Origin of the sequence: Bacillus sp. EU52 (genome assembly GCF_037964975.1) — a bacterium.
In the GTDB taxonomy this organism is placed as follows: Bacteria; Bacillota; Bacilli; order Bacillales; family Bacillaceae; genus Bacillus; species Bacillus subtilis.
The window spans coordinates 3,643,383-3,661,708 of sequence record NZ_CP150177.1; the positions used below are offsets into that span (position 1 = coordinate 3,643,383).

Sequence of the window (18,326 nt, forward strand, 5' to 3'; positions counted from 1 at the left end):
GAATTCGAGGAGGGATGATGTTGCTGAAATCCATACATCATATTGCAATCATATGTTCAGATTACGAAAAGTCGAAAGCTTTCTACGTACATAAGCTTGGTTTTCAGGTGATTCAAGAAACGTACCGCGAAGAGCGCGGCTCCTATAAGCTTGATTTGTCGCTTAACGGCTCGTATGTCATTGAGCTGTTCTCGTTTCCCGATCCGCCCGAACGACAAACCCGGCCTGAAGCCGCAGGCCTGCGCCACCTCGCCTTTACAGTCGGCAGCTTGGATAAAGCGGTTCAAGAGCTTCATGAAAAAGGAATCGAAACAGAGCCAATCAGAACAGATCCGCTGACCGGCAAGCGTTTCACCTTCTTTTTTGATCCTGACCAGCTTCCATTAGAACTGTATGAACAATAACAGTTTTTGAAGAAAAAAAGGAGATACCCACTTTCTTTGCCGAATCTTTTCTTGTTTTGTCTAACGGGAAGGGAACCGCATTCTATGGTCGAATACCTAGCTTAAAAGGAGGTATGGGATCATGAATACAAATATGGTAGCAAGTGAACTCGGCGTCTCCGCAAAAACGGTGCAGCGGTGGGTGAAGCAGCTGAATCTTCCGGCCGAACGCAATGAGCTCGGACACTATTCGTTCACGGCAGAAGACGTGAAGGTTCTAAAATCCGTTCAAAAACAAATCTCTGAAGGCACGGCGATTCAGGATATTCATCTGCCGAAAAGCGCTAAAAAGCGCACAGGCTTCCTTGTCCAAAAAACAAGTAGCGACACAGAACGAAGAATCGAGCAGCTTGAACAAAAGCTGGACACCCTTTTACAGCAAAGGCAGGACGAAAGCGAATTGATGGCAAGGATGTCGGAACTGGAACGCCAGCTGAAACAAAAAGCCGATGAAGGTGTATCTTACCAGCTGCTTCAGCACCGCAGAGAAATCGATGATATTCTTGCAGATCTGCAATCACTGACCTCACAAATGAAAGAATTCACCGCTCAGCCGATCCCCGAGACTGCTGCTGCTTCTGAAAAAACCAAAACAAGAAAAAAACCGCTGCTGTCACTGTTCAAATTTCAAACCTAAAGCAAAAAGCTCCCGTAAAGGGAGCTTTTTTTGTTACGCAGTAAGCGCGATAATGATTGGAAGTGAAATCAATGACAGAATCGCACTGACCACAAACGCAGTTGCAGTTTCTTCTTCTTGTTTCTCGAAACGAGTCGCAATCATGGCTGCAACGGCAGAACCAGGGAATGCAACAAGAAGGATTGCTTTTGTTGTTTGGTCAGCCGGAAGTCCGATAGCAAGAGCAATCAGGAACATTAATGCAGGCTGAACCGCAACTTTTAGTAACGCAATACCGATAGCCGGCATACTGAGTTTAATTTTACGAATACCAACGGTAACACCGACAGCAAAGAGAGCAACACCAGATGTTGTGCTTCCAAGCTGATCAAGCATTTTAACACCCAGCTCAGGAAGAGTGAAATTGAAAACCAGCACCAAGATCATACTGATTAACGGAGCAGCTGCAAGCGGCTCACAAAGACCATGCAGGATTGATTTTCCTGTCATCTTCCAGAAGCTGTCGCCACTCTCTTCGTTTTTCTTAGAAGACTCACCAACAGTAGCGATAATGATCGCGAGCGGATCAAGAATCGCGTTAACCACGATACCTGTGACCGCGATCGGAATCGCAACTTCATTCGCTCCGAATAAGCTTCCCAAGACCGGGATACCCATAAATGCGAATGTCGGCTGTGCAGAGTTCAAAGAAAATACAGATGAGTTCGTTAAATCATACTTGAAAATAAATCTGCAAACCAAAAGAATGATGATATAGAAACCAACAATCCCAATAATTAAAGAAATCATTAAAGGTACTTGTGATAAAAATTCACTTCTGGAAGTTGTCAAAATACCAGCGATAAAGTGAGCTGGAAGTGCGTATTTCGTTACTAACGTACTTACCCCTTTTGCCGACTTGGCATCATAACTTCCAAAATGTCCTGCAAACCAACCCAGCACGATAACAAAGAAGATCGGCGCCAGGAGGATTAAGATATCTAAGATGCTCAAAATATTCTCCTCCAAATCCTATGTCCGTATACTTTAGCTTTACAAAAAGCTTTCCCTCGGACAGAAAAATTTACTCGCTAATTATTTCGCGATGACTTTTTTGTATTCAGGTGTCCACATTGCTTCAAGTACCGCTTGTTTCACATCTTCAGGCTGACGATTTGCCACGCCGTCTTTAATTGCTGCTTCAGCAACGGCAATCGCAACTTGGATAGAAACCTCTTGAAGCTTATCAATGCTTGGAAGCAATCCTGCTCCAGGTGTTTCAAGATCAACCATTTCAGCAATCGCATCAGCAGTTGCTGCAAACATAGCAGGTGTAATGATACGCGCTTCAGCTACAATTGAACCAAGTCCAAGACCAGGGAACGCGAATGCGTTGTTAGATTGTCCGATTTCATAAGAAACACCGTTGTATTCTACATTGTCAAATGGGCTTCCTGTTGCAATAAGCACTTTTCCGTCAGTCCATTTGAACAGATCTTCAGGAACAGCTTCAGCAAGGTGAGTCGGGTTAGACATCGGCATGATAACCGGACGGTCTACGTGAGATGCCATTTCTTTTACAATTTCCTCTGTGAATGCACCTGAAACCCCTGAAGTACCAATCAAGATTGTTGGTTTCGCTTGACGAACGACTTCATCGAATGGAATTTGACCTTTTTCATCGCGCTTCCAGTCTTTCACTTCATCCGCATTGCGAAGGTAAGGTTTTTGGAAATCAAGGATGCCTTCGATGTCTTCAGTCAGCAAGCCTCTGTAATCAAGTGTGTAGAAACGTTTGTTAGCTTCTTCTTCAGATAATCCGGCTAGCACCATTGTGTCACGGATTTGGTCAGCAATACCGATACCAGCAGAACCAGCACCGAAGATAACAACACGCTGATCTTTAATAGAAGCGCCGGTTTTCTTCATAGCGGCAAGCACACCTGCAAGTGTAATCGCGCCAGTACCTTGAATATCATCATTAAATGTCAGGATTTCATGATTGTATTTTTTCATGATGTTGCGTGCATTTTTGTTGCCAAGATCTTCCCAGTGAAGAAGCGCTTTAGGGAAGAATTTCAATGCAGCTTTTACATAAGCGTCAATGAAAGCTTCGTAGCGTTCACCTTGAACACGTTCATGCTTGTTACCAATATATAAAGGATCGTTTAGAAGTTTTTCGTTGTTCGTACCGACATCAAGCACAACCGGGATAACACGGCTAGGGTCAATACCAGCTGCAGCAGTGTAGACAGCCAATTTACCGATTGCAATATTAATACCGCCTACACCCCAGTCACCGATACCGAGAATGCTTTCGGAGTCAGTAGCAACGATAAGATCAATATCGCCTGCTGTCGCATGAAGGTTTTCAAACGCTTTTTCAATACCGTCAATGTTATCGATTGACAAGTAGATTCCTTGAGGTCTTCTATATTCATGGCTGTATTCCTGAATCGCTTCACCAACTGTTGGCGTGTACACAACAGGAAGCATTTCGCGAAGATGGTTTTTCAGCAATTTATAGAAAAGAACTTCGTTACGGTTTGCAAGATCACTTAAGTAAACATTTTGACGAAGGCGGTCAGGCTGCGCTTGGAATTGCTCGTACGCGCGTTGTGCTTGTTGATCAAGAGAAAGTACAGTTGGCGGCAGAAGCCCTTCTAAGCCGAGTTCTTGTCTTTCTTCTAGTGAAAAAGCAACGCCTTTATTTAAAGTAGGAATAGATAAAACTTCTTTTCCTCTAAGAGTTGTTTCTAAGTGGCCTTCTTTCGTTTTTTTTATGTTATTCAAGCAAATCTCCTTCTTTCTTGAAATAGTTAACCAAGTTAAGTAATAACCCATCTAAAATATGACCGATCATGATCTTTATGCGACTTTGTGACAATTATTCGAACAATGTCTCAAAACTATTTACATTACGTAAGCTATTGTATGCCTGTCAAAATCAAAATTCAAGGGAAGAAAATTACTTAATTTTTTAATATACTTATTTAAATTTTTTAATTGCATATTATCAGAATATAAAAAAAACACCGGTGTTTTTAGCCGGTGCATTCTATCTTTATACCCATGTTTTGGACTATTTTTTAGATTTACCTGGGACTTCGTGATGATGTCTGCATCTTGCTTCATATGATTCAGATGCACCAACCAAAATGACCGGATCATCGTAAGAAGCAGGTTTGCCGTCAATGAGGCGCTGTGTTCTGCTCGCCGGTGATCCGCAAACAGAACAGACGGCTTGCAGCTTTGTCACACTTTCCGCAATCGCCATGATATTCGGGACGACACCAAACGGCTCTCCCCTAAAATCCATATCAAGGCCTGCTGCTATCACACGGTAGCCTTTATCGGCAAGAGATGATAAAACCTCAACAATTTCCTGATCAAAAAACTGCACTTCATCAACCGCAATCACATCTGTACTTTCACTGATGTGATCCCAAATGTCTGCAGCAGACGAAATGGCATAGCTCGTCATCGATGTTCCATTATGGGAGACAACAGCAGCTTCGCTGTATCGGTTATCAATTACAGGCTTAAATACCCTGACTTCCTGCTTGGCATAAGTTGCTCTCTTCACTCTTCTGATCAGCTCTTCAGATTTCCCCGAGAACATGCTGCCGCAAATCAGCTCAAGCCACCCGCTTTGTTTCATTATGTACATAGGCTTCGCTCCCCTCTCTCTGCCAGCTGTGTTTTAGACAATATAAAAAACAGGCAAGACTGCTGCTTGCCTGTTGAGAAATCTATTATTACTTAAGACCGTATTTTTTGTTAAAGCGATCAACACGACCATCAGCAGAAGCGAATTTTTGACGGCCAGTGTAGAATGGGTGGCATTCAGAGCAAATCTCAACGCGTACCTCTTCTTTTACTGAGCCTGTTTCAAATTCATTTCCGCAAGCGCATTTAACTGTTGCTTTTTTGAAATTAGGATGAATTCCTGCTTTCATTGTATCCATCTCCTTCCGCCCTGAATCCCGTGTGGAAACAGAGTTATTATTTCGGAGCATTGTCCGAAACGCATATGAGAAAATTATATCAGTGATTTACTTCTTTTGCAAATACAATTTACCTTCTTGCGGATGATAGATTTGCCTGTTTCCATTCTTGATTGAGAATATCGAAAAATTCCTGGTTTGTTTTGGTTTTTTTCATTTTTCTCATGAACTTTTCTGCGAAATCAGGTGAATCAGACATCGTTTTGCGGATAGACCATAAACGATCAAGATGCTCTTTAGGCACAAGCAGCTCTTCTTTGCGCGTTCCTGAACGGCGGATATCGATGGCAGGGAAGATGCGGCGCTCGGCAAGAGAGCGGTCAAGATGGAGCTCCATGTTGCCTGTTCCCTTGAATTCTTCATAAATGACATCATCCATACGTGAACCTGTATCGACCAGAGCCGTAGCAAGGATGGTTAAGCTGCCGCCCTCTTCGATATTTCTCGCAGCCCCGAAGAAGCGTTTCGGACGGTGGAACGCCGCTGGGTCAATCCCCCCGGAAAGCGTTCTTCCGCTTGGCGGAATCACTAAGTTGTAGGCGCGGGCAAGCCGTGTGATGCTGTCCATCAGGATAATGACGTCTTTTTTGTGTTCCACGAGACGCATTGCACGTTCAAGCACAAGCTCGGCCACTTTGATATGGTTTTCCGGCACTTCATCAAACGTTGAGCTGACGACATCCCCAGCTACAGAGCGCTCGATATCGGTTACTTCCTCAGGTCTTTCGTCAATTAAAAGCACGATCAGCTCTGCTTCAGGCTGGTTCGCTGTAATGCTGTTGGCAATTTCCTTCAGCAGCATCGTTTTTCCGGCTTTCGGCGGCGCAACAATCAATCCGCGCTGCCCAAATCCAACCGGCGCCATCATGTCCATAATTCTTGTAGACAAGAAGTTCGGCTTTGTTTCAAGCACCATTTGACGATCCGGGTAAAGTGGCGTAAGAGCCGGGAAATGCACACGCTCTTTTGCAGATTCGGGATCATCCCCATTTACTGCTTCAACGTGCAAAAGTCCATAGTAACGCTCATTTTCTTTTGGCGGGCGAACCTTGCCAGATACTTTGTCTCCGTTCCGCAAATCGAAACGGCGGATTTGTGAAGCTGAGATGTAAATGTCTTCTGAGCTTGGAGAGTAGTTGATCGGTCTCAGGAATCCGAAACCTTCAGACTGGATGATCTCGAGAACGCCTTCCATAAACAGCAGATCTTCCTGTTCTGCATTCGCTTTCAGAATGGCGAAAATGAGTTCTTTTTTTGTCAGTTTGCTGTAATAGGAGATTTTATAATGTCTTGCAAGTTCATAAAGCTCTTTCAATTTCATATTTTCCAAAGAGGAAATAGATACGTCTTTCATAAAAACACCACGCTTTTCATAGTCAATATCTTACTCTGAACATGTCATCTGCTGCTTTTGCACAACATCCGCCAAAGCACATTCTTTTTTTAACATAAAGGAACTTCTATCGGTAACACTTCCACCCATGATCGGCGCTTTTGTTAAAAGGATTGTCTTAATGAGTTTTGAAGGAAGCGAGGACAAAAACATGAGAAGATCAATACTTATATCGTCTGTATGCGGTAGAAATTGAAACTTTCCTAGTGCTTAAAAGAAGGTATTACGCAGTAAAATTCGCAGCACTCTTTATTTTTACCTTATTTCAAAAAATTATTCAACTGAAATAAGGTTTTGACACGGAATTGATAGAGTTGACGCTTTTCTGCAAAAGTTAAAGCGGGCTCACACCCGCTTTTTCTGTTTGTTATGGACGGATTACAAGATTTGGTTTCTTTTTCAAGCTATGTCTGCCGTCAACGAAACGAACAGTGCCCGATTTTGCACGGATAACTAAGCTTTCAGTTGTACCGACAGAGCCTTTGAATTGAACTCCTTTTAACAGCTCGCCGTCAGTAACCCCTGTAGCTGCAAAAATCGCGTCATCACCCTTCACAAGGTCTTCCATGCGAAGGACTTTGCTTAAATCAAGGCCCATTTTGTGACAGCGAGTGATTTCTTCTTCGCTTTGCGGAAGAAGTTTACCAATGATTTCTCCGCCGAGTGCTTTTAGCGCAACAGCGGAAAGCACACCCTCAGGAGCGCCGCCTGATCCGAACAGGATATCAACGCCCGTGTGGTCGAAAGCCGTGTTGATGGCGCCTGCGACATCGCCGTCATTGATCAATTTGATTCTGGCGCCGGCCTCACGAAGCTCGGAAATGATTTTTGCGTGTCTTTCACGGTTTAAAATTGTGGCAACGACGTCCTCAACGTCCTTGTTTTTCGCTTTTGCCACCGCTTTAAGGTTGTCAATGACAGGTGCTTCGATGTCAATGCAGCCCACCGCTTCCGGACCGACTGCGATTTTTTGCATATACATGTCAGGAGCATTCAGAAGCGTGCCATGGTCTGCGACCGCGATAACCGTCAGCGCGTTCCAGCCGCCGCTTGCTAAGATGTTTGTGCCTTCAAGAGGGTCAACTGCGACATCAACGCGAGGGCCGTACCCGTTTCCGAGTTTTTCCCCGATATACAGCATTGGCGCTTCGTCCATTTCCCCTTCACCGATTACAACGGTCCCTTTCATCGGCACTGTATCAAAAACGTCTCTCATTGCACTTGTTGCCGCTTCATCAGCCTCATCTTTTTTTCCCCGGCCCATCCATCTTGCTGATGCCAATGCCGCAGCTTCTGTCACACGTACCAATTCCATTGATAAACTTCTTTCCATTTCAACACGATCTCCTCTCACAAGAAACCATTATGAATTTTGAAGCTGTTCTATTTCTTCGTCAGTCATTCTTTCACGCCAAATTGTCGCTCCAAGCCCCTCAAGCTTCTTCTCAAGGCTGCTGTATCCGCGGTCAATATGCTCCAGTCCCGTAATTTCCGTGACGCCATCAGCCATCAGTCCGGCTACCACCAAGCAGGCTCCGGCACGCAGATCACTCGCCTTCACTTTTGCGCCTTGAAGCTCGACAGGACCTGTGATGATGGCAGATCTGCCTTCTACTTTCATATTAGCACCCATTCGTCTCAGCTCATCAATGTGCTTGAATCTTGCCGAGTAGATGGTGTCTGTGACGACACTCGTCCCTTTCGCCCTTGTCAGGAGCGCCGTCATCGGCTGCTGTAAATCAGTCGGAAACCCTGGGTATACGAGGGTTTTGACGTCAACCGGCTTTAAGTTCTTCTGCCCGCCGACAATGAGGAGCTGGTCGTCGCTTGTTTCGATATGATAGCCCATTTCTCTCAGCTTTGCCGTTAACGACTCAAGATGAGTGGGGATGACGTTATCGATAATGACTTCCTTGCCCATTGCAGCCCCTGCAATCATAAATGTCCCGGCTTCAATTCTGTCCGGAATGATCGTATGCTTGCAGCCGTGCAGTTCCTTCACGCCGTCGATTCGAATCACATTGGTGCCCGCACCTTTGATTTTGGCGCCCATGCTGGTAAGCAATGTCGCGACGTCAATGATCTCAGGCTCCTTGGCAGCGTTTTCGATGATCGTTTTCCCTTCTGCCAAAACAGCGGCGAGCATAATGTTAATCGTTGCCCCAACGCTTACGACATCTAAATAAATCCGTGCGCCTCTCAGCCTTTCAGCTCGCAAATAAATGGCGCCTTGTTCATTGGTTACTTCAGCTCCGAGTGCTTCAAAGCCTTTGATATGCTGATCAATCGGACGGGGCCCTAAGTGACAGCCGCCAGGCAATCCAATGACCGCCTGCTTGAAGCGGCCGAGCATCGCCCCCATTAAATAATATGACGCGCGAAGCTTTTTTACTTTCCCGTTAGGAAGCGGCATGCTGATCATCGACGTAGGGTCAACAACCATTTCCCCATTCTCAAAATGCACGTTGCCGCCGATTTCCTTTAACAGGTCACGCAGCGTTTCAATATCTGAAATCTCTGGAAGCCCTTCAATTGTCACCTCGGAATTTGCCAAAATGGTTGCAGGTATTAACGCAACAGCGCTGTTTTTAGCGCCGCTGATATGTACTGTACCGTTTAACGAGTCACCGCCGGCAATATTCAACTTTTCCATGATAGTCTCCTTCCATAAGAAGATAGCTGCGGAGCTAAATAAAATGTCATTTTATTCTGTCTCTGCAAATAAAGCTCATGTCCAAAATCTAGCCAATTCGAAGAGAAAGAATACAACACATTGTAAAATATCAGGAAGAAAATAGCGAAGCTTTGGGGGGTACAGGTTTCAAAAGATGCACAGGGACCCGCCGGCTCGAGAGACATCGTCGTCATCCGGCAAAAGCAGTACGCATACCCTTCATTCCGATATCAGCTTCTGCAGCCCAATGATTCCTTCTCTGTAAAGCGGCGTCAGCATCTGAAGATCCGCTGTATCAGGTCGGTGAAATACAAAGGCCGCGGCAAACAGGCATAAAGCTGTTTGCCGCCCCTTTCATTATTTGTTCCAGTCTGCCAGGAATTGTTCGATTCCTTTGTCTGTTAACGGGTGTTTAGTGAGCGCATGAATGACTTTCAGCGGCATTGTGCCGATATGAGCCCCTCTAAGAGCAGCTTCTGTCACGTGCTGCGGATGGCGGATTGACGCTGCAATGATTTGCGTGTCAAGGCCGTGAATATCAAAAATCTGTTTAACTTCTGAAATCAGGTCAAGCCCGTTGTGGCCGATGTCATCTAAACGTCCCAGGAATGGAGATACATATGTTGCCCCCGCTCTGGCAGCAAGAAGCGCCTGGTTGGCATTGAAGATCAATGTAACGTTTGTTTTGATGCCTAAGTCAGTAAGTGCTCTTACCGCTTTTAAACCGTCAGACGTCATTGGGATTTTCACCGTAATGTTCGGAGCGATCTTCGCCAGTTCTTTTCCTTCCTCGATCATTTCCTCAGCTTTCAAAGAAATAACCTCTGCGCTTACAGACCCTTTCACGACGTCTGTGATCTCGCGAAGACGGTCGTGGAATGATACGTTAGCTTCCTTTGCTACTAAACTAGGATTCGTCGTTACACCGGCGAGAATTCCTAATTCATTCGCTTCTCTAATTTCATCGATATTGGCTGTATCAACAAAGAATAACATTTTCAAAAAGCCTCCCTGATTAAGAAATTTTCTGAACTGCGAATATGATTGCGCTTTCTAAAGATAGACGGAAAACCGCCTGTCAAGCTGTCAGGCGGCTATAAAAAGTTCCAATTGAATTAAGCTTGGTTTGAAGAACCAAATTCACGCATTTTACCGATAACTGTTTCTTTGATCGCTTCACGAGCTGGTCCAAGGTATTTACGTGGATCGTACTCGTCAGGCTTAGCTGCCAATGTTTCGCGAACAGCTTTTGCAGAAGAAATTTGGTTTTCAGTATTCACGTTGATTTTAGCTGTACCAAGTGAAATTGATTTTTTGATGTCAGCAGTCGGAATTCCAGTACCGCCGTGAAGAACTAGCGGAAGGCCAGTTGATTTTCCGATCTCTTCCATTTCTTTGAATCCAAGGTTTGGCTCACCTTTGTAAGGGCCGTGAACAGAACCTAATGCAGGTGCAAGGCAGTCGATGCCAGTGCGCTCAACAAGCTCTTGGCACTCTTTAGGATCAGCGTAGATTACGCCTTCAGCGATAACGTCATCTTCTTGTCCGCCTACTGTTCCAAGCTCAGCTTCTACAGATACTCCGTGGAAATGAGCAAGCTCAACAACTTTAGCAGTTGTTGCTACGTTTTCTTCAAATGGATGGTGAGAAGCGTCGATCATTACAGATGTGAAACCTGCATGAATCGCTTTCGCACAAGATTCAAAGCTTGAACCGTGGTCTAAGTGAATCGCAACAGGAACTGTCACTTTGTACTCTTCCATAAGTGCTTTTACCATAGCAACGACTGTTTTGAAGCCGCCCATGTAGCGTCCCGCACCTTCGGAAACACCAAGGATCACTGGAGATTTTTCTTCTTCAGCTGCTTGTAAAATCGCTTGAGTAAACTCAAGGTTGTTTAAGTTAAATTGTCCTACAGCGTACCCTTTTTCTTTAGCTGTATTCAACATTTCCGTCATAGAAACTAAAGGCATGTCGAATGTCCTCCTTATGTAGCCTGATTGTCTTCTAGCGAAAAAAGCTTTCCACCCTAGCATGACCCATATATTGCTGTCATATGTAAATACTCAGATCGCTTTTTCTCCATAACTAGGATACCAACTTTTCGACAAATCGGCAACATAATGACATGATTCATTTGTTTCTTCTTTTTGTCAGTTAGACTTCAGGGGCAGATATTTTTTGACGGCGTCTCTGATTTCGTCGATGTCAAACGGCTTGGCAAAGTGCGTCAGAGCGCCCAATTCCTTCGATTCTTGGATCATGTCGAGCTCTCCGTATGCCGTCATGATAATGACCCGGATGTTTTCGTCAATGACCTTCATCCGTTTTAAGATTTCGATTCCGTCCATGCCGGGAATTTTCATGTCCAAAAGCACAAGGTCGGGCCGTTCTTTTGTCACAATGTCAAGCGCCTGCAGGCCGTTCGCAGCCTGAAACGTCTGGTAGCCTTCTTTATTGAACACTTCATTTAGCAAAATACGAATGCCGTATTGATCATCAACGATTAAAATTTTTTCATTCATCATTTTACACCCCAATATTATGATTTTCGTCAAAAGTAAGCAGTATTGTATGTATTCTGTTTGATTTTCCTATTTCCTTTAATTATAATAGTCTACTTTACGACATTTTCTGAGCATTTTCTCTTTTGTTGTATACTGATATTGTACGTTATAAAGGAGGATTCACTTATGTTGAAAATATTCACGACGCAGTTAACAGGTATTTTTTCCCGCATTCAGGATAAGGAATCTGACGCGATTGAAGATGGGGCGCGGCTGCTTGCTCAAGCGGTGATCAGCGGGCATTCCATTTATTTATACGGAGCGAATGAGCTTCAGGGCGTCTTTTTTGAGGCCACCGAAAGCAAAGAACCCTTCCCATCTGTCAAAGCCTTTCCAGAAAGCGCTGAGGAAGTGACAGAAAGCGACAGGGTGCTGATGTTTTGCTCAGGGACGGGCACAGCCGAAGAACAGGCGCTCGCAAAAGAGCTTTATGAAAAAGGTGCGGGAGTCGTATGCGTATCGCCCGCAGCCAAAGACAGTGCGGGAATAGAACAGTATTGTGATGTGCATATTGATTCTAAATTAAAAATGCCGCTTGTTCCCGATGAAGACGGCACCCGTTACGGTTTTCCCTCTTTAATGACAGCACTGTATGTCTATCACGCTTTATCGTTTACACTAAAAGAAATTCTGCAAGAGTATGCATAATATCTTATTGTACATGCTGGAACTTGCCGGAAACAAATAAAAAAGACTTGCCCGCTTTTGACAAACGGCAAGTCTTTTTTATTACTTCTGATTTGCAGCTTCGACAGACGCTCCGATAAAGCCTTTGAATAGAGGCTGAGGTCTTGTCGGTCTTGACTTGAACTCTGGGTGGAACTGAGAAGCCACGAACCAAGGGTGGTCTTTCAGCTCGATGATTTCAACAAGGCGTCCATCAGGGCTTGTGCCTGAGAATACGAAGCCTTGCTCTTCCATTTGCTGTCTGAATTCATTGTTAAACTCATAGCGGTGGCGGTGGCGCTCGTACACCACTTCATCCTGATACACTTCAAAGGCTTTCGTGCCTTCTTCAAGCTTACAAGGGTAAAGGCCGAGACGAAGCGTTCCCCCAAGATCCTCAACATCCTTTTGTTCAGGAAGAAGATCAATGATCGGGTATTGAGTTGACGGATCAATTTCCGCTGAGTGAGCGCCTTTTAAGCCCAATACGTTTCGTGCGTATTCAATAGACGCCACCTGCATGCCCAAGCAAATGCCCAAGAACGGAATGTTGTTTTCGCGCGCGTATTTTGTCGCGACGATTTTTCCTTCAACACCGCGGTCTCCGAATCCGCCCGGCACAATGATGCCGTCTGTTCCGCTTGTGAGTTCTGCGATATTGTTTTCTGTCACTTCTTCCGCGTTGATCCACTTCACTTTTACATCTGTGTCAAACGCATAGCCCGCATGGCGGAGAGACTCGACAACAGAAATGTATGCGTCAGGAAGCTCAACGTATTTGCCGACAAGGCCGATTGTAATCGTTTGAGACAGATTGCTGACTTTGTTAACAAGCTCTTTCCACTCGGACATTTCCGCTTCTTTGCATGCCAATTTCATGTGCTCGCAAACAAGCTTATCAAGCCCTTGTTTTTGAAGCTCCAGCGGAATGGAGTAAAGGTTGTCCGCATCTTCACATTCAATAACCGCTTTTGTATCGATGTCGCAGAAAAGCGCGATTTTATCTTTCATATCTTGAGAAATCGGCATTTCTGTACGAACGACGATGATGTTTGGCTGAATGCCCAAGCTGCGCAATTCTTTTACGCTGTGCTGTGTCGGTTTTGTTTTTAATTCGCCAGCAGCTTTAATGTAAGGCACGAGCGTACAGTGGATGTACATTACGTTTTCACGGCCGATGTCGCTCTTCATTTGGCGGATCGCTTCAAGGAATGGCAGTGATTCGATGTCTCCGACAGTACCGCCGATTTCTGTAATGACAACATCTGCGTTTGTCTCTTTCCCTGCGCGGTAAACACGGTCTTTCAATTCGTTTGTGATGTGCGGAATGACCTGTACGGTTCCTCCAAGGTAATCTCCGCGGCGTTCTTTTTTAAGAACTGTTGAATAGATTTTACCTGTTGTCACGTTGCTGAATTTATTCAGGTTAATGTCGATAAAACGCTCATAGTGACCAAGGTCCAAGTCTGTTTCAGCGCCGTCATCCGTTACGAATACTTCACCGTGCTGGTACGGGCTCATTGTTCCCGGGTCAACGTTGATGTATGGATCGAATTTTTGAATCGTCACGTTCAGTCCGCGGTTTTTCAGCAAACGCCCTAATGAAGCTGCTACAATACCCTTTCCAAGTGAGGATACAACTCCCCCGGTTACAAAAATATATTTCGTCATTTCGTTTGCTCCTCTCTTCGCTCTTAGCTACATTTTTAAAATGTACTATTTTATAAAAAATCATTTAGCCTTTTAAATGATTTATAAGAAAAATGAGGGGTGAAAATAAGAAAGCTCCCTTTCAATTTCTTGAAAGGGAGCATAACGTACTATGTTCTCTCTTCGTTTTTGAAGAGCCCAAAATACATACTACATAGTTCGACTATGAAAGTCAAGATCGTTTTGAAGATGAAATCTGATACTATTTAATTTCCTCTTCTTCATCATCATAGTCTTCATCATCTTCATCAATAATATCTTCTTCGATCTCAAGATCGTCGTCGTCTTCGTCAAGATCTTCATCGTCAAAATCGTCGGCTTCAAGATCGAGTTCTTCCTCAACTTCATCCAAATCAAGGTCGTCTTCGTCGATCTCTTCAAACTCGTCAAGATCAAGATCTTCTTCGACTGCTTTCTTCGCTTTTTTCTTTTTCGCCTTGACTGTCGGCTGAGTTTCTTCATCAAGCTGATCATACGGATACCAGCTGCGAAGCCCCCACGTCTGGTCAGAAAGCGCCAGGAAGCGGCCGTCAATGTTTAAATCTGTATAAAATTGAGCGATGCGGTCTCCAAGCTCTTCTTTTTTCACGCCGAGCAAAGATGCGATTTCATTTAAAAGCTCCTGAAAAGGAACTGGTTTTTTATGTTCTTCAAATAATTCGTGAGCGATTTCAACTAAAGCCATTTCCTTTAGCTCTTCCTGTGAATATTGTTTGATACCCAAGGTCGGACACTCCCTTTCTATTACTTATATGTATCTGTTTTATCAATAATGAAAGCGATTTTGTATCGTTCTTATACAAACCATACCTCTCATTATAAACAAAATAAAACAGAATATGCTACCCTTAACAGCGTTAATTTAAATAATTTTACAAGAGTGATCCGACTGAGAGATGTTTTCCGTTAATCCGCGAGCATTCTGGAGATGACCAGTCTTTGAATTTCTTGAGTGCCTTCATAGATTTGCGTGATTTTTGCATCACGCATATAGCGTTCTACCGGATAATCTTTTGTATAGCCGTAGCCGCCGAAAATCTGCACTGCTTCGGTCGTTACCTTCATCGCCGTATCCCCAGCCATCAGTTTGGACATGGCGGAAGCTTTTCCATATGGAAGACCCGATGATTCTAACCACGCAGCCTGATAGGTCAATAGCCTTGAAGCTTCTATCATTGTCGCCATATCCGCGAGTTTAAAAGCGATGCCCTGCTGCTCGGCGATCGATTTTCCGAATTGCTTTCGCTCTTTTGCATATAGAAGCGCCGCATCAAGCGCTCCTTGGGCGATGCCTACGGCTTGTGCAGCTATGCCGTTTCTGCCTCCGTCAAGCGTCTTCATCGCGATTTTGAAGCCTTCTCCTTCTTCTCCGAGACGCTTTGATGCGGGCACTACACAATCTTCGAACATGATTTCCGTTGTCGGTGAAGAACGGATGCCCAGCTTCTTTTCTTTCTTGCCTGTAAAAAATCCTTCAAAATCCTTTTCTACTATAAAAGCGGTAATGCCTTTTTTCTTTTTCTCGGGATCGGTGACGGCAAAAACAATGTAAATATCAGCAACGCCGCCGTTTGTGATAAACACTTTGGAACCATTTAACACATAGTCATCGCCGATTCGTTCAGCAGTTGTTTTCATGCTGCCGGCGTCAGAGCCAGACCCTGCTTCGGTCAAAGCGAATGCGCCGATTTTCTCTCCGAGGGCCAGCTGTGTTAAGTACTCTGTCTTCTGTTCCTCTGTCCCAAAGGCAAACAGCGGCCAGCTGCAAAGAGAGATATGGGCGGAAAGCGTCACACCGGTGGAGGCGCACACTTTTGACAGCTCCTCCACCGCGATAACGTAGGCCAAATAGTCACTTCCGATTCCGCCGTAATCTTCAGGCCACGGAATTCCCGTCAGCCCCAGATTTGCCATTTCCCGAAACAACTCGCGATCGAAGCGTTCTTGTTCGTCCCGTTCTGCCGCTGTCGGGGCCACCTCATGCTTCGCAAAATCGCGCACCAATTTTCGTATCATCTCATGTTCTTCTGATAATGAAAAATTCATTGCTTCTCCCCCATTTTCAGATCAGCGCCTAAAACGGATTGAGCCAGAAGCTCGACGACATCGTACGTTTTGACTTGGTCTTCGGCTTCCTTCGCCTTTGTGCCGTCCCCAAGCATCGTGAGACAATACGGACAGCCAGAACTGATCACCGATGGGTTGACTGCGAGCGCTTGCTCTGTCCTGGCGACGTTAATCCTGTTGCCTGTTTCTTCCTCCATCCACATTAATCCCCCGCCGGCTCCGCAGCACATGCCGGTTTCCCGGCTTCTCTCCATTTCAACAAGCTGCACGCCCGGAATGGCTTTCAAAATCTCTCTCGGCGGATCATAGACTTCATTGTACCGGCCCAAATAGCACGAATCATGGAAGGTAATCGTCTCATGAAGCGGGTGCTGCGGTCTTAATTTTCCGTTTTTCACAAGCTCGGCCAGCACTTCTGTATGATGATAAACCTCGCCTTCAAATCCGAAATCCGGATATTCGTTTTTAAATAAATTGTATGCATGGGGATCGATCGTAACGATTTTTTTGACATCATTTTTTTCAAATTCAGAAATATTCTTCTCAGCCAGCTCTTGGAACAAAAATTCATTTCCGAGGCGGCGCGGCGTGTCTCCTGAATTTTTTTCTTTATTGCCGAGGATCGCGAAGGACACGCCCGCGTGATTGAGCAGCTTGGCAAAGGAAATTGCGATTTTCTGGCTTCTGTTGTCGTAAGACCCCATGGAGCCTACCCAGAAAAGGTACTCAAATTCTTTTCCTTCTTTTTTCATTTCTTTTACAGTCGGAATCTCAGCATCCGGCGCCTCGTCACGCCAATTTTCACGTTCCTTGCGATTGAGTCCCCACGGATTCCCTTGCCGCTCAATACTTGTCATTGCGCGCTGGGCGTCACTGTCCATTTTTCCTTCTGTCAGTACGAGGTAGCGGCGGAGGTCGATGATTTTATCCACGTGCTCATTCATGACCGGGCATTGATCCTCACAGTTCCGGCAAGTGGTGCATGCCCAAATTTCTTCCTCTGTGATGACGTCGCCGATCAAGCTTGGATTGTAATCAAGCGCCGCTGCGGCTTCCTGCGATCCGTTGCCCGCTGACGCCGCAGCCAGCTGATTGCCTCTCGTATGCCGAAACGCTGCTGCGGGCACCCATGGGGAGCGCGAGGTGACGGCAGCGCCTTTTTCCGTGAGATGGTCTCTGAGACGCAAAATCAAGTCCATCGGAGAAAGCATTTTTCCGGTGCCTGTTGCAGGACACATATTTGTACAGCGGCCGCACTCGACACACGCGTACAGATCAAGCAGCTGAGACTGTCTGAAATCCTCAATTTTTCCCGCTCCGTAGCTTTCTTTCGTTTCGTCGGTAAAATCAATTTTTTCAAGTTTTCCGGCAGATTCCATTCGATTGAAAAAGACGTTTGCCGGGCCGGCGATTAAATGGGCATGCTTTGACTGAGGCACGTACACTAAAAAGCTAAGCAAGAATAGGAGATGGATCCACCATGCGATATAGAAAATCACCGCCGCGCCTGTTTTCCCGACACCGCTAAGCATAAACGCAATACCTGAGGCAATTGGCTCGCTCCAAGAAAGCCCATGCTCATGCCAAATCAGATTCATCCCGTTCCCAAGCAGAACGGTCAGCATTAACCCTCCGATAAAAATAAGAACGAGTCCAGCTTTGAAACCGCGTTTCAGCCTCACGAGCTTTTCGATATAACGTCTGTAGAATGCCCACCCAACAGCAATTAAAATGAGAAACGTAACAATTTCCTGAAAAAAGGTGAAGGCGGGATAGACCGGGCCAAGCGGCAGATTCCGGCCGGGAGCCAGTCCTTTGATGATAAAGTCAATTGCTCCGAACTGAACCAATATAAATCCGTAGAAAAACATGACGTGAATGATTCCGCTTTTCTTGTCCTTGAGCAGTTTTTTCTGTCCGAATACATTCACCCATATGGCGTGAAGCCGTTCCTTGAACCGTTGATCAAATTGTTCTTTCTGGCCGAGCTTGATGTAGGCCAGTCTCGTTTTGACCAAGTACACAAACAAATAGACAGCGTAAGCGGTTACAATCAGAAATAATAATGCATTTGCGATGAGAAAGCCGCTCATTCCAATTCCCCCTTTTTACTGATAAAGACCGCGAGCCCCTACCCCCGAATCTGTATAAGATTATCTTTATGATAAATAATGAATGAGTGT

At 45.1% G+C, this 18,326-nt stretch carries 18 protein-coding genes; 3 read left to right on the forward strand and 15 right to left on the reverse strand.

The window, feature by feature from the left end; genetic code table 11:
• Window positions 1-17 precede the first annotated feature (17 nt).
• Window positions 18-404, forward strand: coding sequence for a VOC family protein (locus NSU05_RS18740; RefSeq protein ID WP_003227644.1), 387 nt, complete (start codon window positions 18-20; stop codon window positions 402-404).
• A gap of 121 nt (window positions 405-525) precedes the next feature.
• Window positions 526-1,080 (forward strand): chromosome-anchoring protein RacA, encoded by a 555-nt coding sequence (gene racA / locus NSU05_RS18745; protein ID WP_015251007.1) that lies wholly within the window; start codon window positions 526-528, stop codon window positions 1,078-1,080.
• A 33-nt stretch (window positions 1,081-1,113) separates the two neighbouring features.
• Here racA and NSU05_RS18750 read toward each other — a convergent pair whose 3' ends face one another.
• The 11 genes from NSU05_RS18750 to spo0F all read right to left on the reverse strand — a co-directional run bounded on the left by NSU05_RS18750 (window position 1,114) and on the right by spo0F (window position 11,661).
• Window positions 1,114-2,073 carry an AEC family transporter gene (locus NSU05_RS18750; RefSeq protein ID WP_003242497.1) on the reverse strand — a complete coding sequence of 320 codons (960 nt, stop codon included), beginning with the start codon at window positions 2,071-2,073 and terminating at the stop codon, window positions 1,114-1,116.
• Between the two features lie 81 nt (window positions 2,074-2,154).
• Window positions 2,155-3,852, reverse strand: a complete 1,698-nt coding sequence (malS, locus tag NSU05_RS18755) for an oxaloacetate-decarboxylating malate dehydrogenase (protein WP_015384905.1) — start codon at window positions 3,850-3,852, stop codon at window positions 2,155-2,157.
• Between the two features lie 289 nt (window positions 3,853-4,141).
• Window positions 4,142-4,729 (reverse strand): thymidine kinase, encoded by a 588-nt coding sequence (locus NSU05_RS18760; protein ID WP_014478269.1) that lies wholly within the window; start codon window positions 4,727-4,729, stop codon window positions 4,142-4,144.
• Window positions 4,730-4,817: 88 nt separating this feature from the next.
• Window positions 4,818-5,018, reverse strand: a complete 201-nt coding sequence (gene rpmE, locus NSU05_RS18765) for a 50S ribosomal protein L31 (protein ID WP_003151132.1) — start codon at window positions 5,016-5,018, stop codon at window positions 4,818-4,820.
• A 118-nt stretch (window positions 5,019-5,136) separates the two neighbouring features.
• Entirely contained in the window at window positions 5,137-6,420 is a 1,284-nt protein-coding gene (gene rho, locus NSU05_RS18770) for a transcription termination factor Rho (protein WP_003221939.1), read from the reverse strand.
• 30 nt (window positions 6,421-6,450) lie between these two features.
• Complete coding sequence (locus NSU05_RS18775) at window positions 6,451-6,612, reverse strand: hypothetical protein (RefSeq protein WP_003227632.1); 162 nt, start codon at window positions 6,610-6,612, stop codon at window positions 6,451-6,453.
• A 214-nt stretch (window positions 6,613-6,826) separates the two neighbouring features.
• Window positions 6,827-7,792, reverse strand: a complete 966-nt coding sequence (gene glpX, locus NSU05_RS18780; protein WP_003242962.1) for a class II fructose-bisphosphatase — start codon at window positions 7,790-7,792, stop codon at window positions 6,827-6,829.
• A 30-nt stretch (window positions 7,793-7,822) separates the two neighbouring features.
• On the reverse strand, window positions 7,823-9,112 hold the full coding sequence (locus NSU05_RS18785; RefSeq protein ID WP_003227628.1) for a UDP-N-acetylglucosamine 1-carboxyvinyltransferase: 1,290 nt from the start codon (window positions 9,110-9,112) through the stop codon (window positions 7,823-7,825).
• Window positions 9,113-9,490: 378 nt separating this feature from the next.
• Window positions 9,491-10,129, reverse strand: a complete 639-nt coding sequence (gene fsa / locus NSU05_RS18790; protein WP_003227626.1) for a fructose-6-phosphate aldolase — start codon at window positions 10,127-10,129, stop codon at window positions 9,491-9,493.
• A 119-nt stretch (window positions 10,130-10,248) separates the two neighbouring features.
• Window positions 10,249-11,106, reverse strand: coding sequence for a class II fructose-bisphosphate aldolase (locus tag NSU05_RS18795; RefSeq protein WP_003243339.1), 858 nt, complete (start codon window positions 11,104-11,106; stop codon window positions 10,249-10,251).
• 180 nt (window positions 11,107-11,286) lie between these two features.
• On the reverse strand, window positions 11,287-11,661 hold the full coding sequence (gene spo0F / locus NSU05_RS18800) for a sporulation initiation phosphotransferase Spo0F (protein WP_003227621.1): 375 nt from the start codon (window positions 11,659-11,661) through the stop codon (window positions 11,287-11,289).
• A gap of 165 nt (window positions 11,662-11,826) precedes the next feature.
• Between spo0F and NSU05_RS18805 the strand changes: the two genes are divergently transcribed.
• A complete protein-coding gene (locus NSU05_RS18805; RefSeq protein ID WP_014481199.1) occupies window positions 11,827-12,348 on the forward strand; it encodes a DUF2529 domain-containing protein in 522 nt (173 codons plus the stop codon).
• 81 nt (window positions 12,349-12,429) lie between these two features.
• On the opposite strand, the gene pyrG is transcribed toward NSU05_RS18805, so the two are convergent.
• The 4 genes from pyrG to NSU05_RS18825 form a co-directional block, all read right to left on the reverse strand.
• Complete coding sequence (pyrG, locus tag NSU05_RS18810; protein WP_003227612.1) at window positions 12,430-14,037, reverse strand: CTP synthase (glutamine hydrolyzing); 1,608 nt, start codon at window positions 14,035-14,037, stop codon at window positions 12,430-12,432.
• Between the two features lie 241 nt (window positions 14,038-14,278).
• Complete coding sequence (gene rpoE, locus NSU05_RS18815) at window positions 14,279-14,800, reverse strand: DNA-directed RNA polymerase subunit delta (RefSeq protein WP_003227609.1); 522 nt, start codon at window positions 14,798-14,800, stop codon at window positions 14,279-14,281.
• Window positions 14,801-14,982: 182 nt separating this feature from the next.
• On the reverse strand, window positions 14,983-16,122 hold the full coding sequence (gene acdA / locus NSU05_RS18820) for an acyl-CoA dehydrogenase AcdA (RefSeq protein ID WP_046160953.1): 1,140 nt from the start codon (window positions 16,120-16,122) through the stop codon (window positions 14,983-14,985).
• Window positions 16,119-18,236, reverse strand: coding sequence for a heterodisulfide reductase-related iron-sulfur binding cluster (locus NSU05_RS18825; RefSeq protein ID WP_046381393.1), 2,118 nt, complete (start codon window positions 18,234-18,236; stop codon window positions 16,119-16,121). Before NSU05_RS18825 ends, acdA begins: the two co-directional genes overlap by 4 nt.
• Between the last annotated feature and the right edge of the window lie 90 nt (window positions 18,237-18,326).

Excerpts from the sequence above, each read along its gene's own strand:
- NSU05_RS18740 (WP_003227644.1), top strand. The coding sequence starts at position 18 with ATGTTGCTGAAATCCATACATCATATTGCAATCATATGTTCAGATTAC.
- racA (WP_015251007.1), top strand. The coding sequence starts at position 526 with ATGAATACAAATATGGTAGCAAGTGAACTCGGCGTCTCCGCAAAAACG.
- NSU05_RS18760 (WP_014478269.1), bottom strand. The coding sequence starts at position 4,729 with ATGTACATAATGAAACAAAGCGGGTGGCTTGAGCTGATTTGCGGCAGC.
- rpmE (WP_003151132.1), bottom strand. The coding sequence starts at position 5,018 with ATGAAAGCAGGAATTCATCCTAATTTCAAAAAAGCAACAGTTAAATGC.
- rho (WP_003221939.1), bottom strand. The coding sequence starts at position 6,420 with ATGAAAGACGTATCTATTTCCTCTTTGGAAAATATGAAATTGAAAGAG.
- NSU05_RS18775 (WP_003227632.1), bottom strand. The coding sequence starts at position 6,612 with ATGTTTTTGTCCTCGCTTCCTTCAAAACTCATTAAGACAATCCTTTTA.
- glpX (WP_003242962.1), bottom strand. The coding sequence starts at position 7,792 with ATGGAAAGAAGTTTATCAATGGAATTGGTACGTGTGACAGAAGCTGCG.
- NSU05_RS18785 (WP_003227628.1), bottom strand. The coding sequence starts at position 9,112 with ATGGAAAAGTTGAATATTGCCGGCGGTGACTCGTTAAACGGTACAGTA.
- fsa (WP_003227626.1), bottom strand. The coding sequence starts at position 10,129 with ATGTTATTCTTTGTTGATACAGCCAATATCGATGAAATTAGAGAAGCG.
- NSU05_RS18795 (WP_003243339.1), bottom strand. The coding sequence starts at position 11,106 with ATGCCTTTAGTTTCTATGACGGAAATGTTGAATACAGCTAAAGAAAAA.
- spo0F (WP_003227621.1), bottom strand. The coding sequence starts at position 11,661 with ATGATGAATGAAAAAATTTTAATCGTTGATGATCAATACGGCATTCGT.
- NSU05_RS18805 (WP_014481199.1), top strand. The coding sequence starts at position 11,827 with ATGTTGAAAATATTCACGACGCAGTTAACAGGTATTTTTTCCCGCATT.
- pyrG (WP_003227612.1), bottom strand. The coding sequence starts at position 14,037 with ATGACGAAATATATTTTTGTAACCGGGGGAGTTGTATCCTCACTTGGA.
- acdA (WP_046160953.1), bottom strand. The coding sequence starts at position 16,122 with ATGAATTTTTCATTATCAGAAGAACATGAGATGATACGAAAATTGGTG.
- NSU05_RS18825 (WP_046381393.1), bottom strand. The coding sequence starts at position 18,236 with ATGAGCGGCTTTCTCATCGCAAATGCATTATTATTTCTGATTGTAACC.